This is a genomic window from Pseudomonas sp. BF-B-15 (assembly GCF_019946675.1).
Lineage (GTDB): Bacteria > Pseudomonadota > Gammaproteobacteria > Pseudomonadales > Pseudomonadaceae > Aquipseudomonas > Aquipseudomonas migulae.
In genome coordinates, this window is record NZ_JAGYFZ010000132.1 from 1 (window position 1) to 14,358 (window position 14,358).

General features: G+C 58.9%; 12 protein-coding genes. 6 read left to right on the plus strand and 6 right to left on the minus strand.

Translation table 11 applies throughout. The annotated features are described in order from the left end of the window. Positions 1-44 precede the first annotated feature (44 nt). Both copD and copC read right to left on the minus strand, forming a co-directional pair. The gene (gene copD, locus KGA97_RS26755; RefSeq protein WP_223481813.1) at positions 45-902 is read right to left on the minus strand and encodes a copper homeostasis membrane protein CopD; all 858 of its coding nucleotides are present in this window, start codon (positions 900-902) and stop codon (positions 45-47) included. Between the two features lie 3 nt (positions 903-905). After that, a complete protein-coding gene (gene copC / locus KGA97_RS26760) occupies positions 906-1,271 on the minus strand; it encodes a copper homeostasis periplasmic binding protein CopC (RefSeq protein WP_207285647.1) in 366 nt (121 codons plus the stop codon). Between the two features lie 146 nt (positions 1,272-1,417). Here copC and KGA97_RS26765 point away from each other — a divergent pair, with 146 nt between their 5' ends. Continuing rightward, complete coding sequence (locus KGA97_RS26765; protein WP_008024841.1) at positions 1,418-2,038, plus strand: TetR/AcrR family transcriptional regulator; 621 nt, start codon at positions 1,418-1,420, stop codon at positions 2,036-2,038. A gap of 116 nt (positions 2,039-2,154) precedes the next feature. On the opposite strand, the gene preA is transcribed toward KGA97_RS26765, so the two are convergent. The 3 genes from preA to hydA form a co-directional block, all read right to left on the minus strand. Further along, a complete protein-coding gene (gene preA, locus KGA97_RS26770; protein ID WP_223481814.1) occupies positions 2,155-3,429 on the minus strand; it encodes an NAD-dependent dihydropyrimidine dehydrogenase subunit PreA in 1,275 nt (424 codons plus the stop codon). Next, positions 3,430-4,797: an NAD(P)-dependent oxidoreductase gene (locus KGA97_RS26775; protein ID WP_207285649.1), complete on the minus strand. Its 1,368-nt coding sequence runs from the start codon at positions 4,795-4,797 to the stop codon at positions 3,430-3,432. A gap of 159 nt (positions 4,798-4,956) precedes the next feature. After that, complete coding sequence (gene hydA / locus KGA97_RS26780; RefSeq protein WP_008036777.1) at positions 4,957-6,396, minus strand: dihydropyrimidinase; 1,440 nt, start codon at positions 6,394-6,396, stop codon at positions 4,957-4,959. Positions 6,397-6,948: 552 nt separating this feature from the next. On the opposite strand from hydA, the gene KGA97_RS26785 reads away from it, so the two are divergent. The 5 genes from KGA97_RS26785 (at position 6,949) to KGA97_RS26805 (ending at position 12,842) form a co-directional block, all read left to right on the plus strand. Next, positions 6,949-8,433 carry an NCS1 family nucleobase:cation symporter-1 gene (locus tag KGA97_RS26785; RefSeq protein ID WP_008036778.1) on the plus strand — a complete coding sequence of 495 codons (1,485 nt, stop codon included), beginning with the start codon at positions 6,949-6,951 and terminating at the stop codon, positions 8,431-8,433. A gap of 140 nt (positions 8,434-8,573) precedes the next feature. After that, positions 8,574-9,857: a Zn-dependent hydrolase gene (locus KGA97_RS26790; RefSeq protein ID WP_223481815.1), complete on the plus strand. Its 1,284-nt coding sequence runs from the start codon at positions 8,574-8,576 to the stop codon at positions 9,855-9,857. 208 nt (positions 9,858-10,065) lie between these two features. Further along, on the plus strand, positions 10,066-11,562 hold the full coding sequence (locus KGA97_RS26795) for a helix-turn-helix transcriptional regulator (RefSeq protein WP_223481816.1): 1,497 nt from the start codon (positions 10,066-10,068) through the stop codon (positions 11,560-11,562). Positions 11,563-11,738: 176 nt separating this feature from the next. Then, positions 11,739-11,990: a DUF1652 domain-containing protein gene (locus KGA97_RS26800; RefSeq protein WP_207285651.1), complete on the plus strand. Its 252-nt coding sequence runs from the start codon at positions 11,739-11,741 to the stop codon at positions 11,988-11,990. A 135-nt stretch (positions 11,991-12,125) separates the two neighbouring features. After that, positions 12,126-12,842 carry a hypothetical protein gene (locus KGA97_RS26805; protein WP_223481817.1) on the plus strand — a complete coding sequence of 239 codons (717 nt, stop codon included), beginning with the start codon at positions 12,126-12,128 and terminating at the stop codon, positions 12,840-12,842. A 632-nt stretch (positions 12,843-13,474) separates the two neighbouring features. Here KGA97_RS26805 and KGA97_RS26810 read toward each other — a convergent pair. Beyond that, a complete protein-coding gene (locus tag KGA97_RS26810; RefSeq protein WP_008036792.1) occupies positions 13,475-14,242 on the minus strand; it encodes an SDR family oxidoreductase in 768 nt (255 codons plus the stop codon). Positions 14,243-14,358: the final 116 nt, after the last annotated feature.

The window sequence follows — 14,358 nt, forward strand, 5'->3', positions numbered from 1 at the left end:
CAAGTACGCCATCGCCGGCAAGCCGGCTCCTACAGGGGCGTGTTTTATCCGGTAATCATCGGGGGCATGGTGCCCAGGAGGGAGACTGCCGCCACCGCGCCAATGCCCAGCAGCCACTCCATAATCACGCTGGTTTTGAGCGTCGCCATGCGCTGCTCGCACTCCTTGATCCGCTGCCGATTGAACAGCGCCAACCCCAGCATCGCACTCACCAGCAGCACCTTGATCAGCAGAATCAAGGCAAACCCGGACAGCAACGGGGTCGGCCAGAACTGCCCGGTCAGCACCCGCACATTGATCAACCCGGTGATCACCAGTCCCGCCACCAGCGCATAACCGACGCCGCTGAAGCGTTGCAGTATTTCGCGGACAGCATGGCCAGCCGGTTGCCGCAGGATCATCACCAGCAGCAACAAGCCACCGAGCCAGGCTCCGACGCAGGTCAGGTGAATGATTTGATTGAGGATCAGCAACTGGCCGCTGAGGCCATCGAGCATCGCGCCGTGACCGACCGGCGCCAACGTCGCCAGCAGCAGGCCGCCGAGGACCAGGCGCAAGGGCAGGCTGGCGTGAAGCGGCGTCAGCAGCACAACCATCAGCAAACCATTGAGCAGCAGATGCCAGCGCCAGACCTGGCCGAAAAACGTATTGCCCAGCACCAGGCGCAAGGTCGACGGATCGAACGCTGCCTCCCACGCACCGGCCATGCTGACGGTGATCAGCAGCAGCCAGGCGATGCAGCTGACCAATGCGACCGAGGCGAGCCAGCGGCTGACTCGCGCCAGCGTTTTGTCCAGCAACGCCTCATGACCCAACAGCAGCGGCCTGAATACCCAGACCCCGAACAGCATCAGCACCACGGTGAAATGCAGGAAGCGGCACAGCACCATCGCGCTCGTCATGAATTACTGGCCAACCTTGAAGCTGTAGGCGCCTTCGCTTTTGTGGGTATCGACCGACACCGCATGCCATTCGACTTTGTAGGCGCCCGCCGCCAGTGGCGCAGCCGGGGTCACGACCAGGGTCTTTTTATCGCTGCCTTCGGTGGCCAGGCCTTTCACCGCAACGTTGGCGCCGTCCTTGCTGATCGTGACTTTGGTGAATGCCGCTTCGACACCTTCGGAGAACACCAGGCGCAAATCCGACGGTGCACTGACGGTGCTGTCGGCAGCCGGCGTCTGGCTTTTCAGATGGGCATGGGCAAACACCGACGAAGCGGCGAGCAGTGAGCCGAGCAGGGCGGCGGCGGTCAGGGTTTTCTTGAAAAGCATCGTGGATACCTCAGAGGCAGGTTCGAAGAAGGGCGACAGTTTAACTGCGAGCGTGAGCGGGCGGGTGTACGAAGTTTCGTTTTCCGCTGTCGCCGCGATGTAGGGCGGATGCTAGTCTTGAGCAACGCTGTTGTCAGGGAGCCCTCATGGGCAATCACAAGATCGAGATTCGCCGCAGTAACGTCGAAAAAATTCTGCTCGGGGCCGAAAAGGTCTTCGCCGAAAAAGGTTTCGGCGGCACTGCCATGGCGGATATCGCCGCCGAAGTGCAACTGCCGCGCTCCAATCTGCATTACTACTTCAGCACCAAGACCGAGCTCTACAGTGCCGTGCTGTTCGATTTGCTTGAAGTGTGGAAGCAGGATGCGCTGTGCTTCGAGATGTTCGATGACCCGCGCGTGGTGCTCAGCAGTTACATCCGCGCCAAGATGAACCACTCGCGCAGCCGGCCTTACGGCTCGAAAGTCTGGGCCAACGAAATCATCCACGGCGCGCCGACGCTGGGTGAGAAACTCGACGCCAGCCTGTACGACTGGGCCAAGATGAAAGAAGCGAAAATTCGCCAGTGGGTGGACGACAAACGCATCCTGCCGGTGGAGCCTTCCAGCCTGCTGTACATGATCTGGGCGTCGACTCAGCATTACGCCGACTTTGATCATCAGGTGAATATTCTGAACGATCACCAGCCGCTGTCGGACATGCAGTTCGAGCGGGCGGTGCAGACGGTGACGAGCGTGATTTTGCGCGGGATCGGGTTGGAGCCCTGATATCTCGGGTGTTGCTGATGGCCTCTTCGCGGGCAAGCCTCGCTCCTACAGGTACCGCGCTGTACCTGTAGGAGCGAGGCTTGCCCGCGAAGGCGTCAGATCAGGCGCAGCAGATTTTAGACGGCGACATGATACGGATTCCTCGGATCATGATTCCAATCCAGAAACGGCTTCCCGTTCTCCATCGGCACCATCTCGATGCAGTCCTGCACCGGGCAAGTGATCTGGCACAAATTGCAGCCCACACACTCGTCATCGATCACTTCATATTTGTGCGTCCCATCCGCCTGCCTGAGGCTGGCCACCGCCTGGTGCGAGGTGTCTTCGCAAGCGATATGGCAGCGACCGCAACCGATACACGCCTCCTGGTCAATTTTCGCGATCACCTGATAGTTGATGTCCAGGTACTTCCAGTCCGTGGTATTGCCCACCGCGCGCCCGGAAAATTCCGACACGCTGGCGTAGCCCTTGCTGTCCATCCAGCGTGACAAACCGTCCTTCATGTCCTCGACAATCCGGAAACCATGCAGCATCGCCGCCGTGCACACCTGCACCGAGCCGCTGCCCAGCGCGATGAATTCCGCCGCGTCGCGCCAGTTGCCGATGCCGCCAATACCGGAGATCGGCAAGCCTTGAGTCTGCGGGTCGCGTGCAATCTCGGCGACCATGTTCAACGCAATCGGCTTCACCGCCGAGCCGCAATAACCACCGTGAGTGCTTTGGCTGCCGACGATGGGATTGGCGACCATGCGTTCCAGGTTAACGCTGGTGATCGAGTTGATCGTGTTGATCAGCGACACCGCATCGGCACCGCCGCGATGGGCCGCGCGGGCGGCAACGCGGATGTCGGTGATGTTCGGCGTGAGCTTGACGATTACCGGCAGCGAGCAATACGTCTTGCACCAGCGGGTGACCTGCTCGACATACTCCGGCACCTGACCGACGGCCGCGCCCATGCCCCGTTCCGGCATGCCGTGAGGGCAGCCGAAGTTCAGCTCGATGCCGTCGGCGCCGGTGGCTTCCACCAGCGGCAGGATGTGTTTCCAGGATTCTTCGACGCAGGGCACCATCAGCGACACGATCAAGGCGCGGTCCGGCCAATCCTTTTTCACCTGGGTGATTTCCCGCAGGTTGATCTCCAGCGAGCGGTCGGTGATCAGCTCGATGTTATTGAAGCCCAGCACTTCACGGTTGGCGCCGAAATGCGCCGAGTAGCGCGACGACACGTTGACCGCCGCCGGGTCTTCACCCAGGGTTTTCCAGACCACGCCACCCCAGCCGGCCTCAAAGGCGCGGACCACGTTGTAGGCCTTGTCAGTCGGCGGCGCAGAGGCCAGCCAGAATGGGTTGGGGGATTTGATGCCGGCGAAGACAATCGAAAGATCGGCCATTTACGCAGCCTCCACGTTGAGCATCAATTGAGCGTTGATCGCCTCGGCAGCCAGCTTGCCGTGCTGCACGGCTTGCACGGTGAGGTCCTGATCGAGGCTAGTGCAGTCGCCGCCGGCATACACGCCGGGGATGCTGGTGCGCAGCTGTTCATCGACGGCAATCCGATCGCCCTGACGCTTGAGTTCACGGGCCAGCGGGTCGCTGAGGGCGCTTGAGTCAAAGGCCTGGCCGATGGCTTTGAAGATCGCATCGGCGACCAGTTCGAAGGTTTCGCCGGTGGTTTGCAGGCGACCTTCCACCAACTGTGTGCGGGCGAAGCGCATGCCGCGCACGTGGCCTTGAGCATCGAGCAATACTTCTTCGGGTTGCGCCCACGTCAGCAAGCGCACCTGATTGGCTTTGGCGATGTCTTGTTCATGGTGGGTGGCGCCCATGTCCTCGACACCGCGGCGGTACACCAGATTCACGTCATGCGCGCCGAGGCGGGCCATTTGCACGGCCATGTCGATGGCGGTGTTGCCGGCGCCGAGGACGATGCAATGGTCGGCCAAAGGCAGTTGTGTCAGGTCATCGGCCTGGCGTAACTCGCGGATGTATTCGGTGGCGGCGAGCAGGCCGGGTGCGTCCTCGTGATTCAGTCCAAGCTGTTTGCTGGCATTGAGACCGAGGCCGAGGAACACCGCGTCGAATTGCTGATGCAGGTCGCTCAAGGTCAGGTTTTCACCGAGTTTCTGCCCGTGACGGATTTCGATGCCACCGATCTGCAACAGGAAATCCAGCTCCTTCTGTGCGTAATCGTCCACCAGTTTGTACTTGGCTATTCCGTATTCGTTGAGGCCACCAGCCTTTTCCCGTGCTTCGAAAATCACCACGTCATGCCCGTGCATGGCACTGCGATGAGCGCAGGACAAACCGGCCGGACCAGCCCCTACCACCGCGATGCGTTTGCCGGTTGCAGCCGCGCGCGGGAAGGGGTGTTCGCTAAAGTGCGCGTTGTCCACGGCGTAACGTTGCAAGAGGCCGATCAAGACGGGCGCGCATTCATGGTCGTTGTTGCGCACACACGCTTGCTGGCAGAGGATTTCGGTCGGACAGACCCGGGCGCAACTGCCGCCGAGGATGTTCGCCGAGAGGATTTTTTGCGCCGCGCCTTGCACGTTGTCCTGATGGATATTGCGGATGAACGAGGGAATGTCGATGTCGCTCGGACAGGCGTTCACGCACGGCGCGTCGTAGCAATACAGGCAGCGCGAGGCTTCCAGGTGCGCCTGGCGATCGTTGAGCGGCGGCGCCAGATCGGTGAAGTGGCCGGCGAGGGCGGCCGCATTCTCAACGGGATGCGGGAGGTGGGTCAGGGTCTTGATCACGGTGTTGGCCTCACGGTTATTTGAGGTAACTGCCTCTGATGGGCATTGGTTTTTTTGTTGTCTGGGCCGGCCTCTTCGCGGGCAAGCCTCGCTCCTACAGTTTGAAATGCGATCCACCGTAGGAGCGAGGCTTGCCCGCGAAGGCCGAAGGCCTCGATCTCAGCGTTTCACAGCAACCGGCTGATTCAACTCCGCCCGTTTGCTCAGCAAATCAAACACCGCCGGATACGCCGGCCGTTCGACATAACGCCCGGCTCCACGCTCGGCGCGCAAATCCCCGTCTGCCCAGACCACCCGACCCTGGCTGATCGTGTGGCTCGGCACACCGCGCACGGTCTTGCCTTCGAAGATGTTGAAGTCGACCTGTTGGTGATGCGTCTTCGCCGAAATCGTCCGTGTGCCTTCGGGATCCCACAGCACCAGATCCGCATCGGCACCCACGCGAATCGCACCTTTACGCGGGTAGAGGTTGAAGATCTTCGCGGTGTTGGTGGAGGTGAGCGCCACAAAGTGCTGCATCGAAAAACGCCCGGTGTTCACTCCTTCATCCCACAACACGGCCATGCGGTCTTCGATACCGGCAGTGCCATTCGGGATCTTGCTGAAGTCGTCACGCCCCGCGGCTTTTTGCTCGGCGCAGAAACAGCAGTGGTCGGTGGCGGTGGTGTGCAGGTTGCCGGACTGCAATCCATGCCAAAGCGCTTCCTGATGGCCACGAGGACGGAAGGGCGGGCTCATCACATAACCGGCGGCGGTCTGCCAGTCCGGATGCTGGTAGACGCTGTCATCCAGCAGCAAATGCCCGGCCAGCACTTCACCGTAGACTTGCTGGCCTTTGCTGCGGGCATAGGTGATTTCGTCGAGGGCTTCCTTGGTCGACACGTGAACCAGGTACAGCGGCGTGCCCAGGGTTTCGGCGATACGAATCGCCCGGCTCGCCGCTTCACCTTCGACTTGCGAAGGGCGCGACAGCGGATGCGCTTCAGGGCCGGTAATGCCTTGGGCCATCAACTTGCGTTGCAGGTGATAAACCAGTTCGCCGTTTTCCGCATGCACGGTCGGCACGGCGCCCAATTCCAGGCAGCGCTCGAAACTCGCTACGAGGGTGTCATCGGCCGCCATTATCGCGTTCTTGTAGGCCATGAAATGCTTGAAGCTGTTGACCCCGTGATGGCTGACCAGCTCGGCCATTTCCTCACGGACCTGCTCGCTCCACCAGGTGATCGCCACGTGGAAGCCATAGTCCGACGCTGATTTTTCCGCCCAGCCGCGCCACTGATGAAACGCTTCCATCAACGACTGCTGCGGGTTGGGAATCACGAAGTCGATGATCGACGTGGTGCCACCGGCAAGTCCCGCCGCCGTGCCACTGAAAAAGTCTTCACTGGCCACGGTGCCCATGAAAGGCAGTTGCATGTGCGTGTGCGGGTCGATGCCGCCGGGCATCAGGTATTGGCCGCTGCCGTCGAGCACTTCGGCACCCGCCGGAACATCAAGATTGTCACCGATGGCTTTGATCACGCCGTCGGCGCAATAGACGTCGGCGCGATAACTTTCATCATGGGTAATAACGGTGGCGCCACGGATCAACAGAGACATTCCGAGTTCCTCGCAGGCAATGACTGACTGGTGTCAGTTCTAACTGTTTTATAGGCAGCTGGCGTTAACGGTCGTATTCCTGTCAACGCTGTCAGGATTAGAAGCTAGTATGAGTTCAAGGATTGAGCAAGAATATTTTTTATAAGCATATAACCGTTTTAAGCTATTGATAAATAACAACTAAATCGATTAATCACCAAAATGGTGAGGCCTCTCACCATTTTGACGCACTTGACAGGTTCCAAAAATAGACGAGATTTCTTATGTGAAATCAGCCGCTTGAGAATGGTCTATGGTTGATGCGCAACTTTGAAAAAAAGATCGATGCACCAGATTGAGTCCTGACGGTTCGGACAACTTGCCTGGCCTTTAGCCTGAGAGAACAGACACGTCGCCGAGTACTCACTGGAGATAGATATAAAACTGATCAACATCAGTTAGTTGCAAAGCTTTTATGGAACTGCCCGATGCGCATTCGGAGTGCCCGGCACGTTTATTGATGCCGCCAGCCCCCGATGAGCAAAAAATAATTCAAAGAACAGTGGAGCGGCCATGCAACAGATCAGATCGCAAGTGACCGAACGCGACGGCTTGTTCGAGCTCGAAGCCGGCAGCGATGTCCTCGACAGTCCCCGATACAACCACGACATGGCACCGACCAAGGTGCGCGAACGAACCTGGAACAAATGGCACATCACCGCGCTGTGGGTCGGCATGGCGATCTGCGTGCCGACCTACACCCTCGGCGGTGTGCTGACCGCGTATTTCGGCCTGACGGTGGGCGAGGCGCTGGTGGCAATTCTGCTCGCCAACATCATTGTGTTGATCCCGCTGACCCTGAATGCGTTTCCCGGTACTAAATACGGCATTCCGTTCCCGGTGTTGCTGCGTTCGTCTTTCGGCATCCTCGGTTCCAATATTCCCTGCCTGATCCGTGCGCTGGTGGCGTGTGGCTGGTTCGGCATCCAGACGATGTTCGGCGGGCTGGCGATTCACCTGTTTCTGGGCTCGGTGTTCGAGGGCTGGAAATCCCTCGGTGGCACCGGTGAAGTCATCGGTTTCATGGTCTTCTGGGCGCTGAACCTGTGGGTGGTGATTCGCGGCGCCGACTCGATCAAATGGCTTGAAACGCTGTCCGCGCCGCTGCTGGTGCTGGTGGGTGTCGGTCTGCTGGTGTGGGCGATGCCGAACGTGTCGATGACCGAGTTGCTGGCGATCCCGGCCAAGCGTCCGGAAGGCGCCAGTGTGGTCAGCTATTTCGCCGCCGGGTTGACCGCGATGGTCGGATTCTGGGCGACGTTGTCGCTGAATATTCCCGACTTCAGCCGCTATGCGAAGAGCCAGAAAGACCAGATTGTCGGGCAGATCATCGGCTTGCCGCTGACCATGTTCCTGTTCGCCTCGCTGGGCGTGGTGATGACTGCCGCGTCGGTGAAACTGGTGGGCGTGACCGTCTCCGATCCCGTGACGTTGATCGGCCATATCCAGAGCCCGGTCTGGGTGGCGCTGGCCATGGCGTTGATCATCATTGCCACGCTGTCCACCAACACCGCGGCCAACATCGTGTCGCCGACCAACGACTTCCAGAACATCGCGCCGAAGGTGATCAACCGCACCAAGGCGGTGTTGCTGACCGGGCTGGTGGGGTTGTTGCTGATGGGCCATGAGTTGCTGAAGAAACTTGGGTTGATTGTCTCGGACCTGAGCCTGGAAACGGTCTATTCGAACTGGCTGCTGGGTTATTCGAGCCTGCTCGGGCCTATCGCCGGGATCATGGTGGTGGACTATTTCCTGATCAAGAAACAGCAACTGGACCTGGCCGGGTTGTATCGCGATGACGTGTACCCGGCGTGGAACTGGTATGGATTTATCGCGTTCGGCGTGCCGGTGGTGCTGACGTTGCTGTCGTTGGGCAGCGATGCGTTCAGCTGGTTTTACAGTTATGGCTGGTTCACTGGCTCGGCGCTGGGCGGGTTGATTTATTACGGGTTGTGCTCGGTGCGGCCAAGCCCGTCTATCGCGAAATCTCCGGTGTGAGCACTGGCCTCTTCGCGAGCAAGCTTCGCTCCTACAAGGAATACGCAAACCTGTAGGAGCGAGGCTTGCCCGCGAAGGCGGCGCCACAAACACCAAAGAATTGCCTGAAAAACCTATAACAACTGCCTGAGGAGATCACCATGAACGCGGCCGTAGACGTTCTGCAATCCACCCATCAGCACATCAACCGCGATCGCCTGTGGCAGTCGCTCATGGACCTGGCCAAACTCGGCGCCACGGTCAAGGGCGGCGTATGTCGCTTGGCCCTGACCGACCTCGATCGCCAGGCCCGGGACATTTTCGTCAGGTGGTGCGAGGAGGCTGGGTGCACCGTCAGCATCGACGCCGTCGGCAACATCTTCGCCCGTCGTCCCGGCCGTAACCCGAACCTGCCGCCGGTGATGACCGGCAGCCACATCGACACCCAACCCACCGGCGGCAAGTTCGACGGCTGCTTCGGCGTACTGGCCGGGGTCGAAGTGCTGCGCACCCTCAACGACCTGGGCGTGGAAACCGAAGCGCCGTTGGAAGTGGTGGTCTGGACCAACGAAGAAGGCTCGCGTTTCGCCCCGTGCATGATGGGCTCTGGCGTGTTTGCGGAAAAATTCACCCTCGAAGAAACCCTCGCCAAGGTCGACGCCGAAGGCATTACCGTCGGTGAAGCGCTGAACGCCATCGGCTATGCCGGACCACGAAAAGTCAGCGGTCACGCGGTCGGCGCGTATTTCGAAGCCCACATCGAGCAAGGCCCGATCCTTGAGGACGAACACAAAACCATCGGTGTGGTGATGGGCGCCCTCGGGCAGAAATGGTTCGACCTGAAACTGCGCGGCGTCGAAGCCCACGCCGGCCCGACCCCGATGCACCTGCGTAAGGATGCACTGGTCGGCGCCGCCGTGATCGTCGGTGCGGTCAACCGCGCCGCCCTCGGCCATCAACCCCACGCGTGTGGCACCGTCGGTTGCCTGCAAGCCTATCCCGGCTCACGCAACGTCATCCCCGGTGAAGTGCGCATGACCCTGGACTTCCGTCATCTGGAACCGGCGAGGCTGGACTCGATGATCGCTGAAGTCCGTGAAGTGATCGAAACCACCTGCGAAGAACACGGCCTGACCTACGAACTGACCCCCACCGCCGACTTCCCGCCGCTGTACTTCGACAAGGGCTGCGTCGAAGCGGTACGCGGTGCCGCGCAAGGTCTCGGCTTGTCGCACATGGACATCGTCAGCGGAGCAGGGCACGACGCAATCTTCCTAGCGGAACTCGGCCCGGCGGGGATGATCTTCGTCCCGTGCGAAGGCGGCATCAGCCACAACGAAATCGAAAACGCCGCGCCGGATGACCTGGCGGCGGGGTGTGCGGTGTTGTTGCGGGCGATGCTGGCAGCTTCGGCGGCGATTGCCGGGGGGCAGCTCGCGGCATAAACGTTAGAAATTCGCGTAAGCCCATGCAGGAGCGAAGCTTGCTCGCGAAGGCGTCTGTTCAATCGACAGTGATAGTGAAGTCGATGGCCCCTTCGCGAGCAAGCTTCGCTCCTACAGATTCGGATGTTTGCCGCACGATCCCCACCCCTCGCGGTCGTAATCTTCACAGAGCGCCACACGTTGGCGCGGCCGCCATTGTGGAGATCCAATGAGCCAGGACGTCCTGACCACCGAAACCAATCGCCGCCAGTTGCAGCAGATCATTGCCGGTTTGTCCGACGGGGTGATTCTGCTGGAGCTCGACCAGACCATTGTGTGGGCCAATGATGCTGCGCTGGCCATGCACGGCGTCAGCCGGATCAGCGAGTTGGGCGCGAACGCCAGGGAATATGCCCGGCGTTTCGTGTTGCGCTATCGCAATAACCACCCGGTGGCGGCCGACAATTACCCGATCAACCGGGTTGCCCGGGGCGAGACCTTCAGCGATGTGTTGGTGGAGGTGACGCCGACCGCCGACGAGGAGCGCACCTGGGTTCACAACGTGCGCAGCATGGTCCTGGCCGACAGTGCAGGGGCGCCGGAGTCGCTGGTGCTGATCATGGACGATGTCACCGAATGGGCCAGCGCCGAGCAGCGTTTTGAAAAGACCTTCAATGCCAACCCGGCCCCGGCGGTGATCTGCCGCCTCAGCGATTTGCGCTACATCAAGGTCAATTCGGGTTTTCTGGACATGACCGGGTATGCCCGCGATCAAGTCATCGGTGTTTCGACCTATGAACTGGACGTCCTTGAAGGCGCCGAAAAGAAAGACCTGGCGATCGAGCGTTTGCGCGAAAACACCACCATTCCCCAAATGCAGGCCGAGCTGAAGTTGGCCGATGGCAGCAGCAAACAGGTCATCGTCGCAGGCCAGCCGCTGGAGCTGAACGACGAAGACTGCATGCTGTTTTCTTTCGTCGACATGGAGCCACGGCACAAGGCTGAAGTTGCCCTGCGCCAGAGCGAGGAACGTTTCGCCAAGGCCTTTCGATTGACCCCGGTGCCCACCCTCGTGTGCGGTGCTGGCGATCAGGTGGTGATCGACGTCAACGAAGCCTTCCTCGATACGCTCGCGTACCCCAGCGAAGACGTATTGGGCAAGACCCTCGCGGAGATCGATTTCATCCACGACCAAGGCGACCGCACTCGGCTGTTTGCGGCGCTGGAGAAAACCGGCCGCCTGGATCGCATCGATGTGCGTATCCGAAAAAAAGACGCTCAACTGATCGATTGCGCGATTTGCACCGACACCGTGAACATTCAGGACAACCCTTGTTATCTGCTGGTGTTGATGGACATTACCGAGCGCAAACGTACCGAGTTGGAGTTGGTGGCGGCCATCGAAGAAGTGATGCAAGACGCGTCCTGGTTCAGCCGTACGCTGATCGAAAAACTCGCCAATGTGAAAAGCGTCAATTCGCCGAAACTGCCCAGTGTGTCGTTTACCGACCTGACGGCCCGGGAGCGCGATGTGCTCGGCCTGATCTGCGAAGGCCTGGCCGACAAGGAAATCGCCGCGCGCCTGAAACTGGCCCCCAATACGGTGCGCAATCACGTATCGACGGTTTACTCCAAACTCGATGTGCACAGTCGCAGCGAGGCGATTGTCTGGGCACGCGAGCGGGGATTGTTTTCCGGTGAGTGGCGATCTAAAGGGCAGCGGTAAGGTGCAAATGCACTAGTTGAGGCAGTGCAAATGGATGTTCTGATCGGGCTCGGCGGTTCTTAGGCTGTAAGGGTGAGATACGAGTCTTCGCGTCCCCCTCGATACAGGAAAAGGAACCGTCACATGGTCACGTTCAGAGCGCTCAGGTTTATGCGCCGTCGCCAAGGTGAATCGCAATGATTTCCCTGGCGCAATTACGTCTGCAACTGGAACGCAGTTTTTCGCCGCTGGCCTGTGAGTGCACGCTTACGGGGGATCATTCGCTCACAGTGAAGCTCTATCATCCGGTTTCCGGGCAGGTGGATCTGGTGGTCAGTGGGTTGAGCTTAACAACGCTCGGAACGCCGGATGCTGTGCAGGCGCTGATCGAAGAACTGCGTTATGAGCTTGAAAGCAATAGTCTGGGTCGACCGAATGCGATCCTGTAGGGGATTATCAAAAGTGAAGGGGGCTATAGCATTTTGTTCTAGTTGAACTGTCATGTTTGACAGTAGCTCTCTTGCCCGATCTTTCTGATAGTGGGCCGTGTCTTTTTAACACGGCGTTATCAGAGGGGTTTCATAATGGAAATCGAAACGAGCCGAAAGTTTTCAGAGCCTGACTCGTGGGAGGGCTCAAAGATATTTGTAGATGGAGTCGAGCATCTGCCGGGTTCGCCGATTGCGCTGAAGGCGCCTGATTCACATGTTTTGAAGATCGTTTCGAACTTGTTGGACGGTAAACAAATCAGGCTGGAGGTGGTCGACGTCGAACTGGCCAATATCGATATAGCCCCGAAGGGTTGGGTGACAGTGAGCGGCGGCATCGCGGAGTTTACAATCACTCCACAATCCATTATCGGAAAAGCCACGTTGATATTGTTCGCGATGGACTTTACTGAGGTTTTGACGTTTCCATGTATTGTCACGCCGCCTCCTCATCCTTGGTATTCGGTTTCTTCAATTTACGTGGAGTCATCGTCTTGGAGCGGATTCGTACCACACGCAGGGCTTGTACCCGGTGTAAAGGCTGGTAGTAGTTTTAAAATTACGTTGAAGCCGGTAGGGGATAGTTTGCTTGGCAAACAGGTGGAGATGAAAACGTTGGATTCATGGCTTCCACCTGTTGTGACGCCGACGGAACCTCAGGTGATGGTAAAAGACGGTATTACCTGGCGTGTTGTCTTCACAACGCCTGCGTTCGTAACGGCAAGGATTTTTTCCCCTGATGTTCCATCGTGGACCGGAATCACCTTCGTACCCTCCGGGTACAAAGTAGGAATAGCTTCTTCTGAAGAGTAGGGCTGCGCATCGGTATCAAGGGGGTTAATACACGCAGAGACTGGAACAACGATTGAGTCGGCATTCCAGGATTACTGCATGGCGTGACCTATCTAATGGTCGTAGGCATTTGCACTGGCGGATTGGGCAAGAAACATCGATGCGGGGTGGCAGAAGCGGTCGAGTGGGCTATAAGCAATAAGTGGGTAAAACTCTGTGACCGGACCGTGAATAGGCGGAAATCCGTTTGTTTCACAGATATCTGACAATCAGTTGCCGCGGGCCTACCTATGAACATTCTTGGGAAATGCACGTTTGCGCCTTTGTCGCTTGCCTTTTGCATAACGATACTCAGCGGTTGCGCCAGTCCACCGCCGCCACCTCCCGCCGCCCCACCTCCGATACCTCAACGCACGTGTGACACGTCTGAAAAAACCGATGTGTTGGGTGACGCAAGGGCTGAAGGGCAGGTGACAAGGGAGACCACTTTGACTCGGTGCGTGACTCAATAGCTCCCTGTACCTGAGTTGTGGGTGAAAATTATCCCGGCTGAAAAGACGTAATTTTACATTTGGGTATGCAAGGCTTACCGCGATGGCGTTCTCGAGATTGCCATCGCCGGCAAGCCGGGCTCCTACAATTGACGGACTTTCTCAGGAAAGAAAACCGCCATCCACATTCAGCGAAACTCCCGTGGTGTAACTCGACGCATCACTCGCCAGATACAACACCGCCCCCGCCATTTCACTCGGATCCGCCACGCGCTTCAGCGGGATCTGCGCCAGTGCAGTCTTCAAAATCGCATCATTCTTCACCAGCGCCGAGGCAAACTTGGTGTCGGTCAGGCCCGGCAGCAGGGCGTTGCAGCGAATCCCGAACTGCGCACATTCCTTGGCGAACACCTTGGTCATGTTGATCACGGCTGCCTTGGTCACCGAGTAGATGCCCTGGAAAATTCCCGGCGAGATGCCGTTGATCGATGCCACGTTGATGATGCTGCCACCACCGTTGTCACGCATCAGTTTGCCCGCTTCCACGGACATGAAGAAGTAGCCGCGGATGTTGACGTCGACGGTTTTCTGGAAGGCGCTGAGGTCGGTGTCCAGCACGTTGCAGAACTGCGGGTTGGTCGCGGCGTTGTTGACCAGGATGTCCAGGCGGCCGAACTGTTCGCGGATGCCGGCGAAGACCTGGCTGATTTGTTCCATTTCGCCGATGTGGCACGCGACGGCGGTGGCTTTGCCGCCGGCAGCGATGATGGCGTCGGCGACGTGCTGGCAGCCTTCGAGTTTACGGCTCGAGACGATGACGTGGGCGCCTTGCTGGGCCAGGAGTTTGGCGATGGCTTCACCGATACCGCGGCTGGCGCCGGAGACGAAAGCGATCTTGCCGTCGAGGTCGAACAATTGAGTCTTGGACATGGGAGTTCCTTGTTATAGGCCTGACATTTGTACCGTGGGAGCCAGCGATGCGGCGACCCGACTTGCCGGCGAAGAACGATTACGCGGTATTACAGATACACCGCAGTGTCCAATTC

Coding starts and splice junctions, on each gene's coding strand:
- copD (WP_223481813.1), bottom strand. CDS start 902: ATGACGAGCGCGATGGTGCTGTGCCGCTTCCTGCATTTCACCGTGGTG.
- copC (WP_207285647.1), bottom strand. CDS start 1,271: ATGCTTTTCAAGAAAACCCTGACCGCCGCCGCCCTGCTCGGCTCACTG.
- KGA97_RS26765 (WP_008024841.1), top strand. CDS start 1,418: ATGGGCAATCACAAGATCGAGATTCGCCGCAGTAACGTCGAAAAAATT.
- preA (WP_223481814.1), bottom strand. CDS start 3,429: ATGGCCGATCTTTCGATTGTCTTCGCCGGCATCAAATCCCCCAACCCA.
- hydA (WP_008036777.1), bottom strand. CDS start 6,396: ATGTCTCTGTTGATCCGTGGCGCCACCGTTATTACCCATGATGAAAGT.
- KGA97_RS26785 (WP_008036778.1), top strand. CDS start 6,949: ATGCAACAGATCAGATCGCAAGTGACCGAACGCGACGGCTTGTTCGAG.
- KGA97_RS26790 (WP_223481815.1), top strand. CDS start 8,574: ATGAACGCGGCCGTAGACGTTCTGCAATCCACCCATCAGCACATCAAC.
- KGA97_RS26795 (WP_223481816.1), top strand. CDS start 10,066: ATGAGCCAGGACGTCCTGACCACCGAAACCAATCGCCGCCAGTTGCAG.
- KGA97_RS26800 (WP_207285651.1), top strand. CDS start 11,739: ATGATTTCCCTGGCGCAATTACGTCTGCAACTGGAACGCAGTTTTTCG.
- KGA97_RS26805 (WP_223481817.1), top strand. CDS start 12,126: ATGGAAATCGAAACGAGCCGAAAGTTTTCAGAGCCTGACTCGTGGGAG.
- KGA97_RS26810 (WP_008036792.1), bottom strand. CDS start 14,242: ATGTCCAAGACTCAATTGTTCGACCTCGACGGCAAGATCGCTTTCGTC.